The sequence below is a fragment of the Georgenia sp. SUBG003 genome, assembly GCF_000715355.2.
In the GTDB taxonomy this organism is placed as follows: Bacteria; Actinomycetota; Actinomycetes; order Actinomycetales; family Actinomycetaceae; genus Georgenia.
Map to the genome: position 1 here is coordinate 4,757,212 of NZ_CP180204.1, position 20,107 is coordinate 4,777,318.

Annotated in this window: 12 protein-coding genes, 1 tRNA gene, 13 pseudogenes and 5 other annotated features (1 of these 31 cut by a window edge); of the genes and pseudogenes, 14 read left to right on the plus strand and 12 right to left on the minus strand. The window is 64.1% G+C overall.

What is annotated here, in order from left to right:
* Positions 1 to 42: 42 nt before the first annotated feature.
* A pseudogene (locus DA06_RS28155) lies at positions 43 to 450 on the minus strand (hypothetical protein); the annotation flags it as partial.
* 54 nt (positions 451 to 504) lie between these two features.
* On the opposite strand from DA06_RS28155, the pseudogene DA06_RS28160 reads away from it, so the two are divergent.
* Positions 505 to 925, plus strand: a pseudogene (locus DA06_RS28160) (NuoB/complex I 20 kDa subunit family protein); the annotation flags it as partial.
* A 45-nt stretch (positions 926 to 970) separates the two neighbouring features.
* Positions 971 to 1,332 (minus strand) — a sequence feature (23S ribosomal RNA rRNA prediction is too short).
* A gap of 717 nt (positions 1,333 to 2,049) precedes the next feature.
* Here the strand turns inward: DA06_RS28160 and DA06_RS28165 are convergent.
* The 3 pseudogenes from DA06_RS28165 to DA06_RS28175 form a co-directional block, all read right to left on the minus strand.
* Positions 2,050 to 2,178, minus strand: a pseudogene (locus DA06_RS28165) (hypothetical protein); the annotation flags it as partial.
* A 37-nt stretch (positions 2,179 to 2,215) separates the two neighbouring features.
* Positions 2,216 to 2,611, minus strand: a pseudogene (locus DA06_RS28170) (glycoside hydrolase family 3 N-terminal domain-containing protein); the annotation flags it as partial.
* A gap of 215 nt (positions 2,612 to 2,826) precedes the next feature.
* Positions 2,827 to 3,147: pseudogene (locus tag DA06_RS28175) on the minus strand (GTPase domain-containing protein); the annotation flags it as partial.
* A gap of 83 nt (positions 3,148 to 3,230) precedes the next feature.
* Here DA06_RS28175 and DA06_RS28180 point away from each other — a divergent pair.
* Both DA06_RS28180 and DA06_RS28185 read left to right on the plus strand, forming a co-directional pair.
* Positions 3,231 to 3,697, plus strand: a pseudogene (locus tag DA06_RS28180) (cbb3-type cytochrome c oxidase subunit I).
* 384 nt (positions 3,698 to 4,081) lie between these two features.
* Positions 4,082 to 4,336, plus strand: coding sequence for an AAA family ATPase (locus DA06_RS28185; protein ID WP_418606619.1), 255 nt, complete (start codon positions 4,082 to 4,084; stop codon positions 4,334 to 4,336).
* Positions 4,337 to 5,245: 909 nt separating this feature from the next.
* Here DA06_RS28185 and DA06_RS28190 read toward each other — a convergent pair.
* Positions 5,246 to 5,677: a cbb3-type cytochrome c oxidase subunit I gene (locus DA06_RS28190; RefSeq protein ID WP_418606621.1), complete on the minus strand. Its 432-nt coding sequence runs from the start codon at positions 5,675 to 5,677 to the stop codon at positions 5,246 to 5,248.
* Between the two features lie 8 nt (positions 5,678 to 5,685).
* Positions 5,686 to 6,218, minus strand: a pseudogene (locus DA06_RS28195) (aminoacyl--tRNA ligase-related protein); the annotation flags it as partial.
* Positions 6,219 to 6,501: 283 nt separating this feature from the next.
* Here DA06_RS28195 and DA06_RS28200 point away from each other — a divergent pair.
* From DA06_RS28200 to DA06_RS28225, 6 genes and pseudogenes are all read left to right on the plus strand, one after another.
* Positions 6,502 to 6,928 (plus strand): annotated as a pseudogene (locus tag DA06_RS28200) (GntP family permease); the annotation flags it as partial.
* 888 nt (positions 6,929 to 7,816) lie between these two features.
* Positions 7,817 to 8,212 (plus strand): hypothetical protein, encoded by a 396-nt coding sequence (locus DA06_RS28205; RefSeq protein WP_418606622.1) that lies wholly within the window; start codon positions 7,817 to 7,819, stop codon positions 8,210 to 8,212.
* Between the two features lie 572 nt (positions 8,213 to 8,784).
* The gene (locus DA06_RS28210; RefSeq protein WP_043509219.1) at positions 8,785 to 9,012 is read left to right on the plus strand and encodes a hypothetical protein; all 228 of its coding nucleotides are present in this window, start codon (positions 8,785 to 8,787) and stop codon (positions 9,010 to 9,012) included.
* A gap of 501 nt (positions 9,013 to 9,513) precedes the next feature.
* Positions 9,514 to 9,768, plus strand: coding sequence for a hypothetical protein (locus DA06_RS28215; protein WP_418606623.1), 255 nt, complete (start codon positions 9,514 to 9,516; stop codon positions 9,766 to 9,768).
* A gap of 25 nt (positions 9,769 to 9,793) precedes the next feature.
* A pseudogene (locus DA06_RS28220) lies at positions 9,794 to 10,174 on the plus strand (zinc-ribbon domain-containing protein); the annotation flags it as partial.
* 458 nt (positions 10,175 to 10,632) lie between these two features.
* A pseudogene (locus DA06_RS28225) lies at positions 10,633 to 11,048 on the plus strand (thiamine pyrophosphate-dependent enzyme); the annotation flags it as partial.
* A 660-nt stretch (positions 11,049 to 11,708) separates the two neighbouring features.
* Here the strand turns inward: DA06_RS28225 and DA06_RS28230 are convergent.
* Positions 11,709 to 11,797, minus strand: a tRNA-Ser gene (locus DA06_RS28230).
* Positions 11,798 to 12,047: 250 nt separating this feature from the next.
* Positions 12,048 to 12,260, minus strand: coding sequence for a glutaredoxin domain-containing protein (locus DA06_RS28235; protein WP_418606624.1), 213 nt, complete (start codon positions 12,258 to 12,260; stop codon positions 12,048 to 12,050).
* A gap of 173 nt (positions 12,261 to 12,433) precedes the next feature.
* Between DA06_RS28235 and DA06_RS28240 the strand changes: the two genes are divergently transcribed.
* A complete protein-coding gene (locus tag DA06_RS28240; protein WP_418608280.1) occupies positions 12,434 to 12,739 on the plus strand; it encodes an SDR family NAD(P)-dependent oxidoreductase in 306 nt (101 codons plus the stop codon).
* Positions 12,740 to 13,190: 451 nt separating this feature from the next.
* Here the strand turns inward: DA06_RS28240 and DA06_RS28245 are convergent.
* Positions 13,191 to 13,592 (minus strand): annotated as a pseudogene (locus DA06_RS28245) (cbb3-type cytochrome c oxidase subunit I); the annotation flags it as partial.
* Between DA06_RS28245 and DA06_RS28250 the strand changes: the two are divergent.
* Positions 13,581 to 13,877: a hypothetical protein gene (locus tag DA06_RS28250; protein WP_418608471.1), complete on the plus strand. Its 297-nt coding sequence runs from the start codon at positions 13,581 to 13,583 to the stop codon at positions 13,875 to 13,877. The pseudogene DA06_RS28245 and the gene DA06_RS28250 sit on opposite strands and share 12 nt — an antisense overlap.
* 303 nt (positions 13,878 to 14,180) lie before the next feature.
* Positions 14,181 to 14,315, plus strand: a sequence feature (23S ribosomal RNA rRNA prediction is too short).
* Between the two features lie 76 nt (positions 14,316 to 14,391).
* Positions 14,392 to 14,662 (plus strand) — a sequence feature (23S ribosomal RNA rRNA prediction is too short).
* Positions 14,663 to 14,741: 79 nt separating this feature from the next.
* Here DA06_RS28250 and DA06_RS28255 read toward each other — a convergent pair.
* Entirely contained in the window at positions 14,742 to 15,314 is a 573-nt protein-coding gene (locus tag DA06_RS28255) for a YaaC family protein (RefSeq protein ID WP_418606625.1), read from the minus strand.
* Positions 15,315 to 15,587: 273 nt separating this feature from the next.
* Between DA06_RS28255 and DA06_RS28260 the strand changes: the two genes are divergently transcribed.
* Entirely contained in the window at positions 15,588 to 15,803 is a 216-nt protein-coding gene (locus tag DA06_RS28260; RefSeq protein ID WP_418606626.1) for a hypothetical protein, read from the plus strand.
* 219 nt (positions 15,804 to 16,022) lie between these two features.
* On the opposite strand, the pseudogene DA06_RS28265 reads toward DA06_RS28260, so the two are convergent.
* Positions 16,023 to 16,220: pseudogene (locus tag DA06_RS28265) on the minus strand (hypothetical protein); the annotation flags it as partial.
* Positions 16,221 to 16,309: 89 nt separating this feature from the next.
* Between DA06_RS28265 and DA06_RS28270 the strand changes: the two are divergent.
* Both DA06_RS28270 and DA06_RS28275 read left to right on the plus strand, forming a co-directional pair.
* Positions 16,310 to 16,781: pseudogene (locus DA06_RS28270) on the plus strand (LLM class flavin-dependent oxidoreductase); the annotation flags it as partial.
* A 103-nt stretch (positions 16,782 to 16,884) separates the two neighbouring features.
* Positions 16,885 to 17,313, plus strand: coding sequence for a TRAP transporter large permease subunit (locus DA06_RS28275; protein WP_418608281.1), 429 nt, complete (start codon positions 16,885 to 16,887; stop codon positions 17,311 to 17,313).
* A 297-nt stretch (positions 17,314 to 17,610) separates the two neighbouring features.
* Positions 17,611 to 18,318 (plus strand) — a sequence feature (16S ribosomal RNA rRNA prediction is too short).
* A 491-nt stretch (positions 18,319 to 18,809) separates the two neighbouring features.
* On the opposite strand, the gene DA06_RS28280 is transcribed toward DA06_RS28275, so the two are convergent.
* Positions 18,810 to 19,238: a MarR family transcriptional regulator gene (locus tag DA06_RS28280; RefSeq protein ID WP_418606627.1), complete on the minus strand. Its 429-nt coding sequence runs from the start codon at positions 19,236 to 19,238 to the stop codon at positions 18,810 to 18,812.
* A 476-nt stretch (positions 19,239 to 19,714) separates the two neighbouring features.
* Positions 19,715 to 20,107 (minus strand) — a sequence feature (23S ribosomal RNA rRNA prediction is too short); it runs 580 nt beyond the window's last position.

Below are 20,107 nucleotides of genomic sequence, written 5' to 3' on the forward strand. Positions count from 1 at the left end.
AAGGGCGATGCTCTCGAGGGCCTCCTGAACCACTGGATGCTCACGCAAGGCGGTTTCCGCCTCTCCGCTATTGAGCTCAATATCTTGTTGCAACTGCTGAGACGCGTAATCTGCCGCCTCGTATAGTTGCAGGGCGGCCCATGTCGCTTCTTGCGGGTCGCCGGTTAGCCAGGTGGATGCCGCATAACCGATGCTGGAAATTGCATTCTGCGCATATCCAGCTTCGCGCGTCCAGCCGACATCATCCTCGTCGGGCATAACTTCGTCGAGTGCGGGAACGCTGGCAAGATCAGCATGCTCTCCGGCAACTGCAAGCCATGTCGCTTCAAGCGCAGAGGCCAATTTATCCAGTTCGCCGTGCGCTGACTTCTCTGCGCACCGCTCCAGAAGCGGCCACAGTCGTTGGGCGCAGGCGACTGCAAATGCCGTCTTTTCCGCACGGCCGAGCAAGCGTACCTGTACGAGTGGCGCCGCGGCGGCTCGAGTGGGACTGAGGTAGCACGCATGGGTATCGAGGAGAAGGTTCCCGCCGGCTTCATGCTGGGCACGGTCGAGTCGATCGTGGGCCTGGCGCGCAAGTCGTCGGTCTGGCCGGTGACCATGGGTCTGGCCTGCTGCGCCATCGAGATGATGGCCACGGGCACCCCGCGATTCGACATCTCCCGCTTCGGCATGGAGGTCTTCCGCGCATCTCCGCGCCACGCCGACCTGATGATCGTCTCGGGCCGCGTGAGCCACAAGATGGCCCCGGTCATCCGCAACGTCTACGACCAGATGCCCGAGCCAAGTGGGTCATCTCCATGGGCGTGTGCGCGTCCTCGGGCGGGATGTTCAACAACTACGCGATCGTGCAGGGCGCGACCACATCGTCCCGGTCGACATCTACCTGCCCGGCTGCCCCCGCGCCCGGAGATGCTCATCACGTTCCTGCTGCGCGAAACGAGCATCTTTACTCGTAGTGCAATTTCGCCGAGTTCGCGGTCGAGACAGCGGAGAAGTCGTTACGCCATTCGTGCAGGTCGGAACTTACCCGACAAGGAATTTCGCTACCTTAGGATGGTTATAGTTACCACCGCCGTTTACTGGGGCTTAAATTCTGAGCTTCGCCTCGCGGCTGACCCGTCCTCTTAACCTTCCAGCACCGGGCAGGCGTCAGTCCGTATACATCGTCTTGCGACTTCGCACGGACCTGTGTTTTTAGTAAACAGTCGCTTCTCCCTGGTCTCTGCGGCCCGAAAGGCTAGCCAGCTAGTGGCCTCACCCCTCAGGCCCCCCCTTCTCCCGAAGTTACGGGGGCATTTTGCCGAGTTCCTTAACCACGATTCTCTCGATCGCCTTGGTATTCTCTACCTGACCACCTGAGTCGGTTTAGGGTACGGGCGGCTAGTCCCTCGCGTCGAGGCTTTTCTCGGCAGCATAGGATCACCCTGGCTGGCCGCCTGACATTCCTCCTACGGGGCCGCTGAAGTTGCGGACAGTGGCACCGAGGCTGGAAAAAGCCTCGGCGCTGGGAACGCATCTCTGACCGTTGCATAAAGCCAAGTCGCCCGAGGAGGCCGGGCTTCATGATCTCGCGGCCCAGGTACATGTTTTGGATGGGGTCGAGGTGGTTTGCCAGTGCAAGGTCCTGGAAGACCGTTTCGATGCCGAGACGGCGGGCGTCGGTGGGATTAGCGAGCGTCAGGGGCTTGCCCTCGAACAGGATCTGGCCCTCGTTCGCGGTGTCGCACCGGCGAGGATGCGCACGAGCGTGGACTTGCCGGCGCTTGTCCCCGATGAGGGCCGAGACTTCACCGGGGCGGACGTCGAAATCCGCCCCCTGCAATGCCTGGACGGAACCGAAGTTGCGGACGATGCCTCGGGCCCTTGCGTCGCACTCGCCCGACGAGGCCAAGAAACTTCACAGAGAAAAGTTTCTTGATGAGATGTGCGGCGCAACAAAGATACATACTTCTTTGTCGGGAACCAGCATCAGCATCCTCGATCATTCCTAGTGCTGGGTGTCTTCTGGCCCAAACGGTACACGCGACCGCATCCGGCACTGGCGTTCTAGGCAGACGCCCGCTGTTCGAGGTCCATCGCGGCGCGGATTACGAGGCTCCGGTGGCAGCATTCATTCTCGGCCTCGAAACACAGGACGACTGGGCCTGGGGCGGAGAACTCGACGAGATCGCGGAGCGCGTCGCGTGCCCGCGCGGTACCTAGAACCTCCGCGTCAAATCGCTGCTGGGCCGCTCTTCCTTCTGAACTCCGCGGTGCGGCAAACTTCGTCGTCGATCACCTCGACGACGATGTGCGCCGTCATGATGGAGTCGGCGCCGGCGTCGATGGCGGCCTGGAACGGCTTGAGGTGGACCTCCTCGAGGGTCTCGCGGTCGAAGCCTACGGACGGCAGACCCAGGTGCGAGTCGGTCTCCGTGTCGCCGTGGCCGGGGAAGTGCTTCGCCGAGGTGAGCACGCCCTCGGACTGCTGTGCCCCCACGTAGGCCGCGACGTCGGCCACCAGGTCGGCGTTCTCCCCGAAGGAACGCACCCCGATGACCGGGTTGGCCGGATTCGTGTTGACGTCGGCGACGGGCATGAAGTTCCAGTTGATCCCCATCGCGGCCGCCTCGCGCCGGTGATCGCCCCGGCCACGGCACTGTTGTCGACGTCCCTCGTGGCACCCAGACCCATGGGGTAGGGGAGGCCTGTGGCGTCCGGCACTGAGCCGCCAGCTTCTCGGGTCAGATGTGCCACATGCTCGTCGCGATGAGTGAGCAGTTGGGGCGGCGCGTCTGCGCTGAGGTCCTCGGGAAGCAGGGCGCGCTTGTGGTTGACGACCACGAGCATCGGAGCGCCGTCACGCGCAATGGTCGCGACGTCATCGAGCGTCTGCGGTTGTGGTGGGTCGTTCGACACCACCCAGACGAGCAGGTCCGCGGTCGAGGCCGCGAGCCTAGTCAGAGCGGTGTCGTCTGACCCGCGGAATGCGCCGACGCCGGGAGTGTCGATGTAGTCGACCTGCCCCGCGCACCACTCGATGATCCGTCTCGTGGTTCGTTGGTCTCGGCCTATCTCCTCCTCCCCCGTCCCGGTAAGGGCATGTCTGAAGGTGCTCTTCCCGGCCTTGGTTCTGCCGACAAGCGCGACGAGAGGGGTTCCCATGACTGAGCGTTCGACTGCCCGAGGCCGGCGGGGCGCTGCTGTGGCAGCACCTGTTCTGGTTCTTCGGCCACCCCGAGGTCTACATCATCGCGCTGCCGTTCTTCGGCATCGTCTCCGAGGTCATCCCGGTCTTCTCCCGCAAGCCGCTCTTCGGCTACAAGGGCCTGGTCTTCGCCACCATCTCCATCGCGGCGCTGTCCGTGACCGTGTGGGCGCACCACATGTTCACCACCGGCGGCGTGATGCTGGAGTTCTTCTCCCTGATGACGATGCTCATCGCGGTGCCCACGGGCGTGAAGTTCTTCAACTGGATCGGCACGATGTGGCGCGGGAAGCTCACCTTCGAGACGCGATGCTCTACTCGCTCGGGTTCCTGGTGACGTTCCTCTTCGGCGGCCTGACCGGTGTCATCCTGTCGAGCCCGGCGATGGACTTCCAGGTCCACGACACCTACTTCGTGGTGGCGCACTTCCACTACGTCGTGTTCGGCACCGTCGTGTTCGCGATGTACGCGGGCTTCTTCTTCTGGTGGCTGCCCTCGGTCCTGTGAGGTGACATCGAACTTGTCACTAGTGACACGTTAGATGTCATGGTGACACGGTAGCTGTCACGAGTGACAGAACTTGTCCCACCCTCGCATTCATGGAGCGACATAGCTGGTGGAGAGCCCTGGCCAGGAGTCAGGGCCTCCATCAGCAGACCAGTTAGAAGAAAAAGCCTTCTAGCAGCACTCTGTCTCGAAAAGCTGCATTTGAGATTTCAGCTGCTAACTGAAGAGGGGCTCCAAAGGAATTTTAAGCTAACGAGTGCCGCCCCTTTGGGGTTTTTGTTTATGGGGAGGGGTGTCCCCCCCCCAGACGGGGACTCTCGATTTTTTGGGCGCGTCTTCTGACCCCAGACGCGACGCGTCGCCCCAAGGAGCGGCTGGGAGAGCATGTCGTTCGACGCACGCATCCGACGGGCGCTCTCGGAACTGAGAGATGGCTCCGAACCGCGCATCCTAGATGTCGCCCATCTGATCGTCGACGAGGTGCAGGACATCGTTGGCGAGCGGGCCGATCTTGTGATCGAGGCCCTGAGGAAGCTCGACGACGACGCCGGCTTCACACTGCTCGGCGATCCCATGCAGGCGATCTATGACTTCCAGCTCGGGGCCAAAGGGGGGGGGCACGGGGCTGGAAGGGGCTGATGGCCGCGGCCACGAACGACCTCGGCGGCCGGCAGACACAGCTGAACGGTGACTACCGGTCCAAGGACGATCAGATCCGCAACGCGGTGCAGGCGCGCAGGAAGCTGTCGTCGGTGGACGCGGTACCGCGGCAGGCGCTTGCGCTGGCGCACGTCCTCAACGATCTGCCACTGAGGCGGTGCCGCCTGAGACGGCCGCCAAGCCAGCGGGTTCGCCGGACCGTGGGTGGGAGACATCCGCCCTGCGGGGCGGCGGACGACCACCATGGGGGCTGCGGACGACGGCCCCGCCACTGGCCCGGATGTAGGTCCCTCACACCGCGCCCGCAGGGCCACCATCCACGCGCTCTTGCTGGTTACCCACAGGTATGTCCCCAGCTGGGGACAACTACACGGATGTAAGTTTCCACCGCTGTGTGAACAACTGTGGATAACGCCCTCGGCGGTCCACAGCTGTGCAGATCCCTGTGGAGAACTACACCCATGTGGTTTGACTGGCTCAAAGGATCCGACCGGCGGAATACCAGTCCTGACAGGCTGTCGTCGCCGCCGGCGCCGTGCGGTCGCAACAGGTGGAGCGGCAGGTGCCGGGCACCGGTACCCACATGTCCACAGGAGGGGATCACGTCATGTTAATAGTGTCTTGCAGGACCCATTACTTGAGGCAGGCCCGCTATGGAGTGCCGACAGCACGCCGGCACCTAACAGGGCGGTTATGGACGCTCCTTGCGACGCGAGCGTCCATAACCGTTCGTGCTTGATACTCGGCCGGGAAGTGGGTTGTCGCTAGCTCAGCAGGAGTTGTCCAGTGAGACCGACAAGTCCTATCAGAGTGGCCACGATGACCATCGGAGCCCACCACCGCAGGAACCGCCGGCGTCTCCGCTGGGACGAAGCGTCTCCAGCCTGATCAGCACCACGAAAGAGAACACCACGATGACGCGATGAGCATCGTCATCAGCGAGAAGAACGGCAGCATGACGCCGCCGGTGGTGAACATGTGGTGCGCCCAGACGGTCATCGACAGCGCCGCGATGGTGATGGTGGCGAAGACGAGGCCCTTGTAGCCGAAGATCGGCTTGCGGGAGAAGACCGGGATGACCTCGGAGATGATCCCGAAGAAGGGCAGGGCGATGACGTAGACCTCGGGGTGGCCGAAGAACCAGAAGAGGTGCTGCCACAGCAAGCTCCGCCGAAGCGGGGGTTGTAGATCTGGCCGCCGAGCACCCGGTCGATGCCCAGACCGAACAGGGCCGAGGCCAGGACGGGGGAACGCCATGAGCACCAGGAGCGAGGTGATGAGGGTGTTCCACGTGAAGATGGGCATCCGGAACATGGTCATGCCGGGGGCTCGAAGTCCGTGCGGTTGGCGATGCCCTCGAGCTCTCCCCCACTCGCTGCCCTGGAACCCGAACCTGTACTCGATGTCCACCGTGCGCTTGGAGTAGTGGGAGAGCTTCTCCTGCGGGTGCTCGTAGTGGCGCAGGTTCTCGCGGGAGATGCCCAGGTCCGTGTACCAGTCGGTGCGGGCGCGATCCAGTACTGGTGCCAGTTCTCGTCCGTGCCCGGCTCGACGAAGAACTCCATCTCCATCTGCTCGAACTCACGGGTGCGGAAGATGAAGTTGCCCGGCGTGATCTCGTTGCGGAAGGACTTGCCGATCTGCCCGATGCCGAACGGGGGGCTTCTTCCGGGCCGAGGTCATCACGTTGTTGAAGTTGACGAAGATGCCCTGCGCGGTCTCGGGCAGGTAGTGCAGCCCGGACTCGTCCTCGACGGGGCCGAGGTAGGTCTTGAGCATCATGTTGAAGTCGCGCGGCTCGGTCCACTGCCCCCCGGGTGCCGCAGTTGGGGCACGCGATGTCGGCGAGACCGTTCTCCGGCGCACCAAGAACGTCTGCGTGGTGTCGAGCCACGAGGCGTCCCGCTCCATGCGAGAACTCGGCCAGCCTGTGCTGGTCGTGACGGACCGGGGAGGCGTTCACCGATCTGGTCGAGGAGTGGGGGAATCACCGACGGTGATGATGCTGTCCGCTACACCATGGAGGCGGCGCCCGTGGGAGAGCCGGTTCGCATCCTCGACAAATATCCGCTTCGAAACTTCCTCAGCAAGGACCAGGCGCGCCTCGAGCTCCAACTGTGCTCGTCGATAGCGCTGATCGTCTCGTGCTCGTCTCGAGCTTCGGCACCACGCTGGGCAGCGTCGCACTCCTGATCGGCCTGGGCGCGATGCTCGGCAAGATGGTCGAGCACAGCGGCGGGGCGAGGGTGCTCGCCGAGAAGATGGTCAGCGTGTTCGGGGAGAGACGCGCCCCCTTCGGCCTCGGCCTCGCCTCCCTGATCATGGGCTTCCCGATCTTCTTCGACGCCGGCCTCGTGGTCATGCTGCCGATCATCTTCGCCGTCGCCCGCCGCCTCGGGAACAACGTGCTCCTGTACGGCATCCCGGCCGCCACGGCGTTCTCCGTCATGCACGTCTTCGTGCCCCGCACCCGGGACCGGTGGCCGCCACGGAGCTGTACGGCGCGAACCTCGGCCTCGTGCTGCTCGTCGGTGTGCTCCTCGCGTTCCCCTCTGGTACGTCACCGGTTATCGCAACAGAGCGGCGCGGCGAGGCAGACACGACAGGAGGCGGCGACCGCGCAAGCACTGGCGAATGCTGGGCTCTCTCTCGATGTAGCGCGAAGCCCTATTCAGTTCTTCGATGACATGGCGCGAGGGACCTACTCAAAAGAGCGCAACATTGCCAAGGCAAAGTGCGACGTCCCCGCCCGCTTGCACGACGCCGTTTGCTGGCCATCGAATGCAAGGTAAGTAACGGCCCGAAGAACAGTTGGAAGCGAGTGAATCGCGAAGTCGGAGGCAAGGCCACTGACTGGCGCGAGCAGTTCGGCACGCACATGCTTACCGCGGTGGTCCTGGCCGGCGTTACATGAGATGCCTTGAGACGGCCCAGGACTCGGGCGTCGATCTTGGCGTAGTGGAACCCGTCCATGCCGATCAGCACAGCGGTGTCACCGAGGGCGGCGGCCAGCGCGGCACTGACTGTGGTCTTGCCGGCCCCTGGGGTGCCCGTCACACCGAGGATCCGGCGCGAGCCTGCAGCGACAAGGTCCTGACATCGGGCCACCAATCGTCCATGGACGCAACCGTGGCGGTGCGTCCGACAGCCGACGCGCGGTCGTGCTCGTTCACCGTCATCCCTCCTGGTCGTCATCGACGTCTCCGGTCACCCGCGGGGTCACCACCCAATCGAAGAAGTATTGCATGTCACCGGTGACATCCGCGCACATGTCACGGGTCATTCGCGAGAACTCGGGATAGTGTGACCGCACGGTGGCTGCTACGGCAGCCGCGCCCAACGGTGATTGGAAGAGACCTATGACCGATTTCAACGGCCGCACGATCCTCGTGACGGGGGCAAGCGGCGGACTCCTATCTTCGTTACAATCCAGCGGCGGTCTCGGAAAGGATCGAGGCAGTGCCGGGCAACACGGCCGCCCTCCCTAACCGGCTTCGAGAGGGTGTTGCTGAGTTCAAGTTTCGGGCGCACGATCTACTGCCCAATATTGTGCGTGAATTGAAGCAGTGGTCAGAAATCCGATGGCTCGTGTGCTGGACGGCTGCGACGACCAGCAGGACGCAGGGTGGCCTTACCATGCATGTTTCCGAGGTGGCTGAGGGTGACGACGCCTATGCTGGAGTCACGCATATTGCCACTCTTGACGCAGCAGGAGAAGCGGTTATACATGTGGTGGCTCTGAAGACACTTCTGCAAAAAGCTAGGGGGCCTGGCCTGTCATGTGACGTTACGCCGCTGAGTTTTCGCGCTTCTCTACAGGCGTGGCCTTTTTTTGCAGTTGCTGCTGATATGTGAACGATTGGACCGAATGGCAGGTCCGAGCGTGAGGTCGCGAAGCGGTCGAGGCTGTAGCCGCGTTCGTACTCGGACGCCCCATTGGGGAGGACGCCCATCTCCGGGGACGCCTCGGCGTAGAGCAGGAAGAGGATGCGGTACAGGAACCGCAGCGCCTGCTTCGCCAGTGGCTGGGCCTGGTCGGCGGGCAGAGGCTGAAGCCCTCGGAGCCTCCGGCGGCGGACCACCTCGTTGCCGATGATCTCGATGGAAAGTCGGACGCTTCGCGGAGGTCCTGCGAGACGCCGACGGTGTGCCTGACCGACTCCTCGAGAACGTCGTGCCACCAGATCGTGCCCTCGTCGGGAGCCACGGACTCGGCGCTCAGGCAGGTGAGTGCCTTGTCGACCTCGCCGCCCCGCCGGTCGTCGTTGCGCTCGCACACCAGCTGGAGGTCGATGGCGAGGTACCGCCCCTCGGCCCAGCGCTCGCGCTCCGCGACAATCGCGAAGCGGCCGGCGAGGACGAGGACGAACTCGGGTGCGTCGTCGGAGACGAAGAGGGTCGAGACCGCGGCCAAGGAAAACTGAGGCGTGACGGACGACCGCGACGACGAGCGCGTCCGCGGGGCCCGCGAGCTCCTGGGCTGGATCAACAACATCCGCCCGACGGACATGACCCAGCTGTTCTACATGCACTGCCACAACGAGCTTGTCCTTGCGCTTGAGGATCTGCTCGACTCATCGACGGACGTCCGAAACGCGACGGGGATGACTCGGATCCTGATTGCGGCGGCGCTACGGCTCATGACCGATCGCTAGTCAAGGAGTCGTTTACTCATCCGATCTCCCGCAAAGTTCCGATCCGCACCCAGACAACTATCCTCAGCATTTCACGAACCAGACAGCTCTTCGTACTGTTCACGGCAAGCGGGCGACTAACTGACCACTATCGAATTCGCTGAGTTAGGGACACTAAGTCGCAACTCTCGCCCTGACGGCGGCGGGATTCCACGCAAGTTGGAGAGTCCATGGCAGACCATCCAGTACCCGCCACCCTGTCGCGCACCGGCGCATCGAGCAGAACCAGGCAAGCCACGTTGTGCGTCATCGCACTGATAACCGTCGCGCTCGGGCTGAGCATCCGCACGTTTACCGATGGCGCGTGGACGGGACCGGCCGGCGCGCCTGTACGCCGTCCTCATCTATCTGCTCGTCGCAATCTTGTCTCCCGGCAGGCCCACCGAACCCTAGAACCGAGCGTCGCGAGGTGTGGCAACTTTCCGCCACACTGGCGCCGGACCGTGCGTATCGTCCGTACGGGTGAGAAACGATGAGGAGCGGGCCGCTGCCGCCGCCGATCCGCGCCTCCCTCCGTGGTGGTACTTCGCCGTGTTAGGCGCAGCTGTGGCGCTGAGCCTGACGCTCATGTGGGTGCATTCCCTCTTCCTTCTCCTTGGCGTCCTCGTCATCATCCCGTTGGAAATACTCCGCCGGCGGAAGGGCTACGTCGTCGAAGACCCCAAGAGCGTGATCGCTCTTCGTTCTCCACTTCCGGGGGCTTCCTCATGGTCGTGATCAGCCCGCTGATACTGCACTTGGACCCGAGGGCATCGTCGCCGGTTCCAAGAAGAAACACCATTGGGTGTGCGCACGCGGCCACCGCTACACGGCGGCACCGTATAACCGGGTAGCTGGGAAAGGCTGCCCAGTCTGTGCGGGACAAAAAGTCATCGCCGGCGTGAATGATCTTGCCTCCACTCATGCCAGTGTCGCAGAGTGGCACCCAACGCGCAACAGTGAACTGCTCCCGTCCATGGTCACCGCTGGAAGTGGGCGTAAGGCTTATTGGCAGTGCCCCCGGGAGCACGCGTTCGAGGCGGTAATCGTCAAGCGCGTGTCGGGCTCCGGCTGTCCCATCTGCGCAACAGGAAGGTCCTTGCCGGTTTCAACGACCTCGCCACCAGGCATCCCCGTCGCATAGTCAGGTCTAGTGCGCGGCCCTGCTAAGGCCGTGACGGGGCAACCCGTCCGTGGGTTCAAATCCCACCGTCTCCGCTCTGTGATGTCGCAGGACATCAGCGGCAGCCCGAACCCTCGGCGAGGGTTCGGGCTCTCTGCTCCTTCGGATCACATCACCGCCGTGCCGAGGCTGAGGATGTTGCCGTCGGGGTCGTGAACCAGACGCTCGCGCCTGCCCGAAGGTAGCGACATCGCCGTCCCACTCGATCCCCTCCATGTCGAAGGTCTGGAACTCCACGCCCTTGTCGCGGAGGTTCTGAACTTCGGTGTCGAAGTCACCGTCCGGCGCGAGCCATGGCCGTGGCCTTGTTCGTGCCGGCGTAGGAGGACTCGTAGACGAGGAACTGCCCGGAGCCCGCGGTGTAGACGATGCCACCGGCCTCCTCCCTCCCCGAGTCGAAGCCGAGCGTCTCCTCGTAGGAGACGCTGAACCTCTCCCAGCTGCGCGGCTACCGCACCGGCGGCACCGTCCACGTCATCGTCAACAACCAGATCGGCTTCACCACCGGCCCGTCCAGCTCGCGCTCGTCCTACTACGCGACGGACATCGCCAAGGGGCTGCAGATCCCGGTGTTCCACGTCAACGGCGACGACCCCCGAGGCTGTCGCCCGGGGTGGCGGAGCTGGCGTTCGAGTACCGCCAGCGCTTCCACAAGGACGTCATCGTCGACATGGTCTGCTACCGCCGGCGCGGTCACAACGAGGGCGACGCCCCTCGATGACCCAGCCCGGTGATGTACTCCCTGATCGAGAACAAGCGCTCGGTGCGCAAGCTCTACACCGAGTCGCTCATCGGCCGCGGGGACATCACGGAGGAGCAGGCCGAGGTGGCCCTCGCCCTTGATTGCTTCCAACTTGCCCGCGAGATTCGCACGCTGGACATGCAGGCGTCGCCCTACGACGTAACACCTCTCGGAGAACGAGCCGTGAAGATAGAGACTGCTGACGGCAAGGCCGAGTATGTGACAAGACAGCGCACCTTCGCCTCAAAGGCAGCGGTCTTGCGCAGCCGGCTCGCCAATGTCTGCCAAAGTCTGCTGCAAGAGACGTGAAGCCGGGGCCATAACGCCGTCCGTGCAGGTCCCCACCTCCCAGGCGCAGCCACTCCTAGGGGAGGCGCAAGCTGCCCCAAGTAAGAGCACGTCCCGGCGCGGCCAACGGACGCCCGAACCGACCGGATGGTCGTGGGCATTCGCGGTGGTCAGTCGCTCGCCAACGCCGCCGTTGACCGCTCGCCACGAGACTCTGGCGCGAGCCACGGCAAAACGGAACCGACGAGTCGGGAGGCACTAAGTTTTTCCCGAAAATGCAACTACTGCGCCAGTCCACGGGTCCGCAGCCCGAGCCCCGCGAGCCCGAGTCCGTACAGCGGCGACCGACCGAGCAGCGGCGACCGACCGACCGAGCAACGACGACCAGCCGGAACAGGCCCACCGCCGGAAAACGCACGACACACGACGAAAGCGAAGGGCCCGGGCATCCCGGGGCCCTTCGACTGGCGGTAGCGGTGGGATTTGAACCCACGGAGGCTGTTAACCTCACACGCTTTCGAGGCGTGCTCCTTAGGCCGCTCGGACACGCTACCTCGCCGGACGATGCTACCGGTGCCGTCGTCGCCGCCCAAAATCGGCAGAAGTGCGACCCGTCACCCTCAGCAACTGGCGACCGCCGGAGCAGCGATCCCCGGGTCGCCCGACAACCGCACTTCCGTCCCCCTCCCGCCCGGCGTACCGTCCAGATCGAGACGTCCTGCTCAAGGAGGAGACATGACGACCATCTCGGGTACGACTACGAGACTACGGCATCGCCCGTGTCGCTCGAGGAGCTGCAGCTCCTCAAAGCGTCCGTGCTCTTCGGCCCGCGGACGAGGCTGCCTGCGCCAGGCCGACCACGGGGGCCTGCTGGTAGCCGAGCGCCTTCACGCTCTCCAGCGCCTCGGCGTCGGCCGTGATGTCGACGACCTCGTACTCGAGACCCTGCTTGTTCAGCGCCCGGTACGTGGCGTCGCACTGGACGCAGGACGGCTTGCTGTAGACGGTGATGCTCATCCGAGCCGGTCTCCTTGCCTAGTGCGTCGTCACGCTCAGAACGCGTCTGACACTGCTGTAACAACAGGTGTGTGCTTCGAATGAACTCTACGTCATCCGGGGGTCTCACTACAACTTGGGGTCCCTCACGCCGAGGACCCAAGATGATGGGGGACGGCGTGGGGGTGTGGTGAATTCCGGCGGCTGGGGGCGGTGAGATTGCCACGCCGCAGGACACGGACATCACCGTGTTCGACAAGGTCATGAGTATCAACGCCCGAGGGTCTCTCCTCGTGACCAAGTACGCCGCGCGCGAGATGATCCGGCAGGGCCGCGGTGGTGCGATCGTGAACGTGTCCAGCCAGGCGGGGCTTGTCGCCCTTGCTGGCCACATCTCCTATGGCTCCTCGAAGGCCGCCCTGGACAACATCACCCGCGTCTCGGCGCTTGAGCTGGGTCAGTACAACATCAGGGTCAATAGCGTGAACCCAACCGTCTGACTCCGATGTCTGCGTGGTACTGGGGGGGCGCCCGGAGGATCGGAGAGGCCTTTCCTGGCGACGCCGGGATCGCCTCCTTCTCGGTCAACCCCGACCGCGTCGCGCAGGTCGACATGATCGCCTACATCTCCGCCGGCTCGACCTTCTCCGTGCAGCAGGGCAACCCGAAGGGCCTCGACGCCCAGGACCTGTGCGGGACCACGATGGGCGTGCAGACCGGCACCATCCAGGACGAGGACGTCGACGCAATCTCCACCGCGTGCACCGACGCCGTGACGAGCCGATCGAGGTGCTGCGCTACACCTCCCAGGCCGACGTCACCACCAACCTCGTCGGCGGCAAGATCGACATCATGTACGCCGACTCCCAGGTCGGCCAGTACGCCGCACTGCAGACGGACGACCAGGTCGAGCAGCTCGGCGACGTCACCGACGCCGCCCCCAGGCCATCTCCGTGGCGGCAGGGGGCACGAGGTGGCCCACTCGAGGGAGTTGCCGAAGCCCCACGGGTCGTCGACGAACACCGTCCGCGGCCCGCGCTGGGTGAGTGTAGACGTTCCACAGGAACGGCAGCGTGGACAAGGCGATGAGGAAGGCTCCCACCGTCGAGAGCTGGTTGTACAGGGTGAACCCGTCCTCCACCATGTACTCCGCGTAGCGGCGGGGCATGCCCTGGGCCCCCAGCCAGTGCTGGACCAGGAACGTCGTGTGGAAGCCGATGAAAAGGATCCAGAAGCTGATCTTGCCGAGCCGCTCGTCGAGCATCCGCCCGGTCCACTTGGGCCACCAGAAGTCGGAAGCCGGGAGTACATCGCGAACACGACGGTGCCGAACACGACGTAGTGGAAGTGCGCGGCCTCCAGCCGGACCTCTATCGCTGCTTCATGGAGCAGACGTGGCGGCACGCGTCTGGCCGCGGCACCGTTGGGCTTGTCCACCCCGAGACCCATTTCACGGACGAGAAGGCCGGAATCCTGCGTCGAGCCACGTACCAGCGGCTGCGCCGGCACTGGCAGTTCCTCAACGAGCTAATGCTCTTCGATATCGACCACCACGTGAGCTACGGCGTGCACGTGTATGGCGCCGCCCGGGGAGCGCTTTCCTTCACGCGACGTCGCTGTACCACCCGGACACCGTAGAGCGGTCCTTCAGGCATGACGGCACCGGACTGGAGCCGGGCCTCAAGGACCCCGGCGGCAACTGGGATCTACGCCCCCACTCCAACCGGATTATCGAGGTCACACCCGCATCGTCTTCGCGGCGGAGTATGCCAGGATCTGGCTCTCGTTGGAGGGCGCTGAGGCTACGCAAGATGGCACTGGAATTGTGACCGAGGAGAACGTGTTCGAATGACGCGCATCGTCCTGACTTCCTCAACGCCCACCTTTGAAGAGCGGTTCCACGCGGCTACCTCCGGCGCTATCTCTCCCTTCCAGGAGCGCTGCCGGGGCCGCCGATCTTGTCGCCCGTCTAACGGGCCCGTTGCCCGCATGTCCTGTGATCGGCCCGATAGCGGACAAGTACCGTGAGGGAAAGGTGAAAAGTACCCCGGGAGGGGAGTGAAATAGTACCTGAAACCGGATGCTTACAATCCGTCGGAGCCTCCATTGCTGGGGGTGACGGCGTGCCTTTTTGAAGAATGAGCCTGCGAGTTAGTGGCATGTGGCGAGGGTTTAAACCCCGGGGGTGGGGGGGAAAGCCCGTAGCGAAAAAGCGAGTCCCGAAACAGGGGGCGCACCCAGTCGCGTGCTCTAGACCCCGAAAGCGGGAGTGATCTACCCCATGGGGCAGGGTTTGAAAGCACGTGTAAAGAGCGTGTGGGAGGGACCCGAAACCCCACTTTAGGGTTTGAAAAAACTGAGGGGGGATGACCTGTGGGGTAGGGGGGTGAAAAGGGCCCAATCAAAACTCCGTGATAAGCTGGTTCTCCCCCGAAATGCATTTAGGTGCAGCGTCATGTGTGACTGCGGCCGCGTTTCGCTCGTCAACGCCATCGACCCATGTCACCGAGTCAAGCTCGGAGTGGCCGTACGAGATCCGCCGGTTGATGAGGCGTTCGCGTCGGACGTCAGGGGCGACGTCGATGAACCATGCCTCGTCGAGGTACTGCCGTACGGCTCCCCATCCGTGGTCGTCGTTAAGGAGGTAGTTGCCCTCGGTGATGACGAGCGGCACGTCGGGGAACACCGGTACAGCGCTGCCGATCGACTCCTCGAGGGCCCGGTCGAAGTACGGCGCGTAGACGACGCCGTCTCCCTGGTCAGACAGGCGGGACAGCAGAGCGACGTACCCGCGACGCGAGTGTCCGGTGCGCTTCCCCATAGCAATTCCGGCACGGCGTCAATCGCCGAGTCGAGCAGGAACTCGATCCTCGACGCGATCTGGCTGTCGGCGAGGGTGAGCGTTTCCGTCCACCTGCTGGGGGCGTACCTCGCGAGCATCGATAGGGCATAAAGCACGGTCCACCACGACATCAGGGGCCGGAGTGCTCGTGCGCTCTCCCCCGGCACTAGGCAGGAGAATAGCCGTCCGCCTGTAGTAGTCAGCGCCTTGAAGTTCCGCGATGCCGGGTACATCACGGCTCTTTAGTTGATCAGGGCTGGCGACGAGCACCAGACGACCCTCATTGTGGCTCCAGCGAACATTGCCTTCGTCGTCAAGGGCAACTTCGAGGTCGCGCAAAGCAGGGTACCGAGCGAGAAGCGCACGGACTACTTCGGCCGTCAAGTCCTGGCCGTTCGCGGGGTCGGGAACCCGGATCTCGAGTTCAAAGGGGGAACGTCTTGTTGTGAACGTTGTAAATTTGCGCATCGGTGATAGGGCGGGCGGCGCTGATCAACGCGCTGAAGGTGACCGGGAAGTCGATGGAGGACGTGCGCATCGTCGTCTCCGGCGTCGGCGCCGCCGGCTCGGCGATCATCAAGCTGCTCAAGGCCCAGGGCGCCCGGTACATCCTCGCCTCGGACGGGGGCGGAGCGCTCCACCGGGGAGGCCGCCAACGGCGACGAGTACCGTCGGTGGATCGCCGAGAACACGAACGAGGAGGGCTTCACGGGGCACGCTGAAGGAGGGTCTGGCGGGGTGCGGACGTGTTCATCGGAGTCTCGGCGGGCAACATCCTCACCGGCGCCGACGTCGCCACGATGAACGACGGACCATCGTCTTCGCGCTGGCGAACCCCACGCCGGAGGTTGACCCGATCGAGGCCGGGGAGCACGGGCCGCCGGTCGCGCGTCGACGTCGCCGCGCTCGAGCGCCGCGGGCATGTCCGAGTACGGCATGGGCGTGAACTCGAGGGTCGAGACGTCCACCCCCTCGCCCTCCAGGGCAGCCTTGATGGTGAGGTCCCCGAGGTTGTTGACCGAGTTCACGGCGATGTTCGCGCCGGCGAGCTGCTCGACGGACTGGATCTCGCCGTCGGGCAGGACGTAGATGCGGGAGTCCTTCTCCGGGTCCGACCCGGTGCCGCAGCAGTTGGACACGAACTGATGTCCAGGCCCTGGTCGATGGCCTGGAGGTCGGAGACCACGTTGCGTAGCCGATCGGGCTCTCCTGGTTGACCACGGACGGGACGATGGCGGAGCCGGCCTCGGCGATCTTCACCTCGACGTCGAGCCCGTTGTCGGCGAAGAAGCCTCCGCTGGAGAAGATCGGCGGGCTGTTCGAGAAGTTCGCTGCGGGAGCGAAGGAGGCGGGCAAGGACGCCGACGCGATGCCGAGGGTTCTGCAGCTGCACCTGTCTTGGGCCCCGACGGACGAGGAGGCGCTCGCGAACGCGATGGACCAGTGGCCCAACGGGGGGATGAAGTTCCCGAAGGCGGACATCCGCTCACCCTTCGACTTCGCCGCGATGGCCAAGCTCGTGCGCGAGGAGGACTTCGCCGGCCGCATGGTGATCTCCGCCGACCCGGACGCCCACCGGGCAGAGATCCAGCGCTACGTCGACCTCGGCTTCGACCGTATCTACCTGCACAACGTCGCCGAACCAGCGCGAGTGGCTCGAGGTCTTCGGCCGCGACGTGCTGCCGAAGCTTGCCCGATGAGCGCCGGCCACATGCTGCTGGCCCAGGCGCCGACGGCGTCCGACCATCACCCGGGGCGACGACCTCGCCGCGATCCTCGTTCCCGTGCTGCGGTGCGTTCAAGGTGTTCCTCCAGGCGATCCCCAGCCTGCTGCTCATCGTCGTCGTCGTCGGCGGCATCGTCGCCGGCGTCACGGCGACCGAGGGGGCGGGCGCCGCAGTGCTCTACTGCCTCGTCCTGTCGCTCGTCTACCGCAGCATGACGTGGCGGGACTTCAAGGAGGTCGTGACCCGCACGGTCGTCGCGACCGGCGTCGTCATGTTCCTCATCGCCGCGTCCTCGGGGATGTCCTGGATCATGGCCTACACCGGGATCCCGGCGGCGATCACGGACGCGCTGCTGTCGGTGGCCGACTCGAAGGCGCTGATCCTGCTGCTGATGGTGGTGGTCCTGCTGGTCGTCGGGACGTTCATGGACATCACACCCAAGTCCTGGCCGTTCGCGGGGTCGGGAACCCGGATCTCGAGTTCAAAGGGGAACGTCTTGTTGTGAACGTTGTAAATTTGCGCATCGGTGATAGGGCGGGCGTACCCGTGAGGCTCCTCAAATGCCATCGTATAGTCGACCAACTGGTTCATTGCTGCTCCGAACTCGATAGCATTGAAGTCGAGTGGCGAGTCGATCGCGATGGAAACACGCGAGAAGAGGTCTCGCGTACCTCCATCCTGCTTGATCGGCGTTGCCAAGACGCCGTCGGGGACACCGATGTCGTACTTGAGGCCATGCCCGTTGGCCTGCCACTGGTGATTCGTCCCGCGTCCGAGCAGGCGCGACCAGCGATTGCTCGACCGGCCTGAGAGAGCCCGTAGAATAGGTTCAGCGGGCGACTCTCATATCCGATCCGCTCCGCGGCAGCGAACTGCTGCTGGGCCTGTTCAAGTGCCATGTGGAGCTCGCGTCGCCGCGAGTTGTCACTCCGTAGGACGCGATCAAGCGACCCTGGGGTTCTGCCCTGATCCCAGACTCCTACGGGAGGCAGCAGTGGGGAATATTGCACAATGGGCGCAAGCCTGATGCAGCGACGCCGCGTGAGGGATGACGGCCTTCGGGTTGTAAACCTCTTTCAGTAGGGAAGAAGCCTCTCGGGGTGACGGTACCTGCAGAAGAAGCGCCGGCTAACTACGTGCCAGCAGCCGCGGTAATACGTAGGGGCGCAAGCGTTGTCCGGGAATTATTGGGCGTAAAGAGCTCGTAGGCGGTCTGTCGCGTCTGCTGTGAAAACGCGGGGGCTCAACCCCGCGCCTGCAGTGGGTACGGGCAGACTAGAGTGCGGTAGGGGAGACTGGAATTCCTGGTGTAGCGGTGGAATGCGCAGATATCAGGAGGAACACCGGTGGCGAAGGCGGGTCTCTGGGCCGTTACTGACGCTGAGGAGCGAAAGCATGGGGAGCGAACAGGATTAGATACCCTGGTAGTCCATGCCGTAAACGTTGGGCACTAGGTGTGGGACCCATTCCACGGGTTCCGTGCCGCAGCTAACGCATTAAGTGCCCCGCCTGCACGACAGGAGGCGGCGACCGCGCAAGCACTGGCGAATGCTGGGCTCTCTCTCGATGTAGCGCGAAGCCCTATTCAGTTCTTCGATGACATGGCGCGAGGGACCTACTCAAAAGAGCGCAACATTGCCAAGGCAAAGTGCGACGTCCCCGCCCGCTTGCACGACGCCGTTTGCTGGCCATCGAATGCAAGGTAAGTAACGGCCCGAAGAACAGTTGGAAGCGAGTGAATCGCGAAGTCGGAGGCAAGGCCACTGACTGGCGCGAGCAGTTCGGCACGCACATGCTTACCGCGGTGGTCCTGGCCGGCGTTGCAGTTGGCCTTTACCGCGGACGCGCAATGGGCCTGGGTTGGGATAGCCGAGGCGGCAGCCGGCCGCCCGGCTGGGTCTTTCCGACCAGGACGTTGGCGAGCCCCTCGGGGACCATCCGATTCGCCGGAGTCGAGCACGCCCATCCCTCGATGGAGTGGGCGTCGTAGGCAGGTGGAGGTCATCGCCCCGCCAACCCGGATTCGGTGAGCCACTGGGTTACTACTTTGCCTGCGTCTGTCGCCTCTTCGCCCTGGACTGCCAACCTTCGGCGACCGTCGCCTCGGTAGAGCTCGGCGTAGTCTGCGAAGACGCGGCCCCCGCCGAGGGCGTAGGTCACGAACGGATGGATCGTCTTTCCGGACAGGTCCGCACCGTCGAGGAAGGTACGGATGATCGCGGTCTCGACCACCTTCTCCCAGCCGGCGTCCGTGAGCACCGCCATGGTGCTGCGGCCGTCCTCGGGGTCAGGCCTCCGCTCGACCCAGCCCTGGCTCGAGAGGCGGTCGACCAGGTGGGAGAGACGAGACATGCTCATGTTCGCCATCGTCGCGAGCCGGCTCATCCGGATCGTGCGGTCGGGAGCCTCCGAGAGTGCGGAGAGGACCACGTAGCCCGCGTGGGTGAGGCCGGTGTCACGCTGCAGCTGGGCGTCGAGCGCCCGGGGAGCAGCAGTGAGGACCGACGATGACGGAGCGCCACGCGTCCTGCTGCTCGCTGGTGAGCCACCTCCTCGCCGTCGCCCAGGAGTGCGCCCTCGACGTTGCCCCGCTGACCCCGAGGCGCTAGCTGATGCAATGGTCCTTGGAAATGTCAACGACGGGACGGTCGACAACGTCGACGTCGACATGTCTCAGCCTGGCCGTGTCGCGGTGACCGCCACGGAGGACCAAACGCACTGGTTCGCGCCCATCTTGTCATCCGACTTCGAGGCAACCACCGTAACAGCGGACGCCACCGCGGTCTGGGGCGGCATCGGCTCAACCACCAGCATTCCACTCATCTTCTCAGCATGTGTCATCCAGAACTCAATCCAACCGGGCAGTTCATTCGTATTTCAGAATTGGCAGGTACGAGCTTACGACGTCACCTAGCGCGTCGTACGATCAACGCGGTAACTAACGGGAACGCGCGGTGGCTACCTGTCTGCGTCACCCCTGTTAACACGCTTGCCTACTGCCGGATCGGTCCCACGCGCGTCCCGCCGGTTCCCGAAGGAACCCACGAGACGTTGGGTGGTCAGCATCACCGGGGTCGGCATGGTCGGTCCTTCGCCGGTACGGGAATATCAACCCGTTGTCCATCGACTACGCCTGTCGGCCTCGCCTTAGGTCCCGACTTACCCAGGGCGGATTAACCTGGCCCTGGAACCCTTGGTCATTCGGCGGACGGGTTTCTCACCCGTCATTCGCTACTCATGCCTGCATTCTCACTCGTGTGGGATCCACCACTGGGTCACCCCGCAGCTTCACCTCCCAC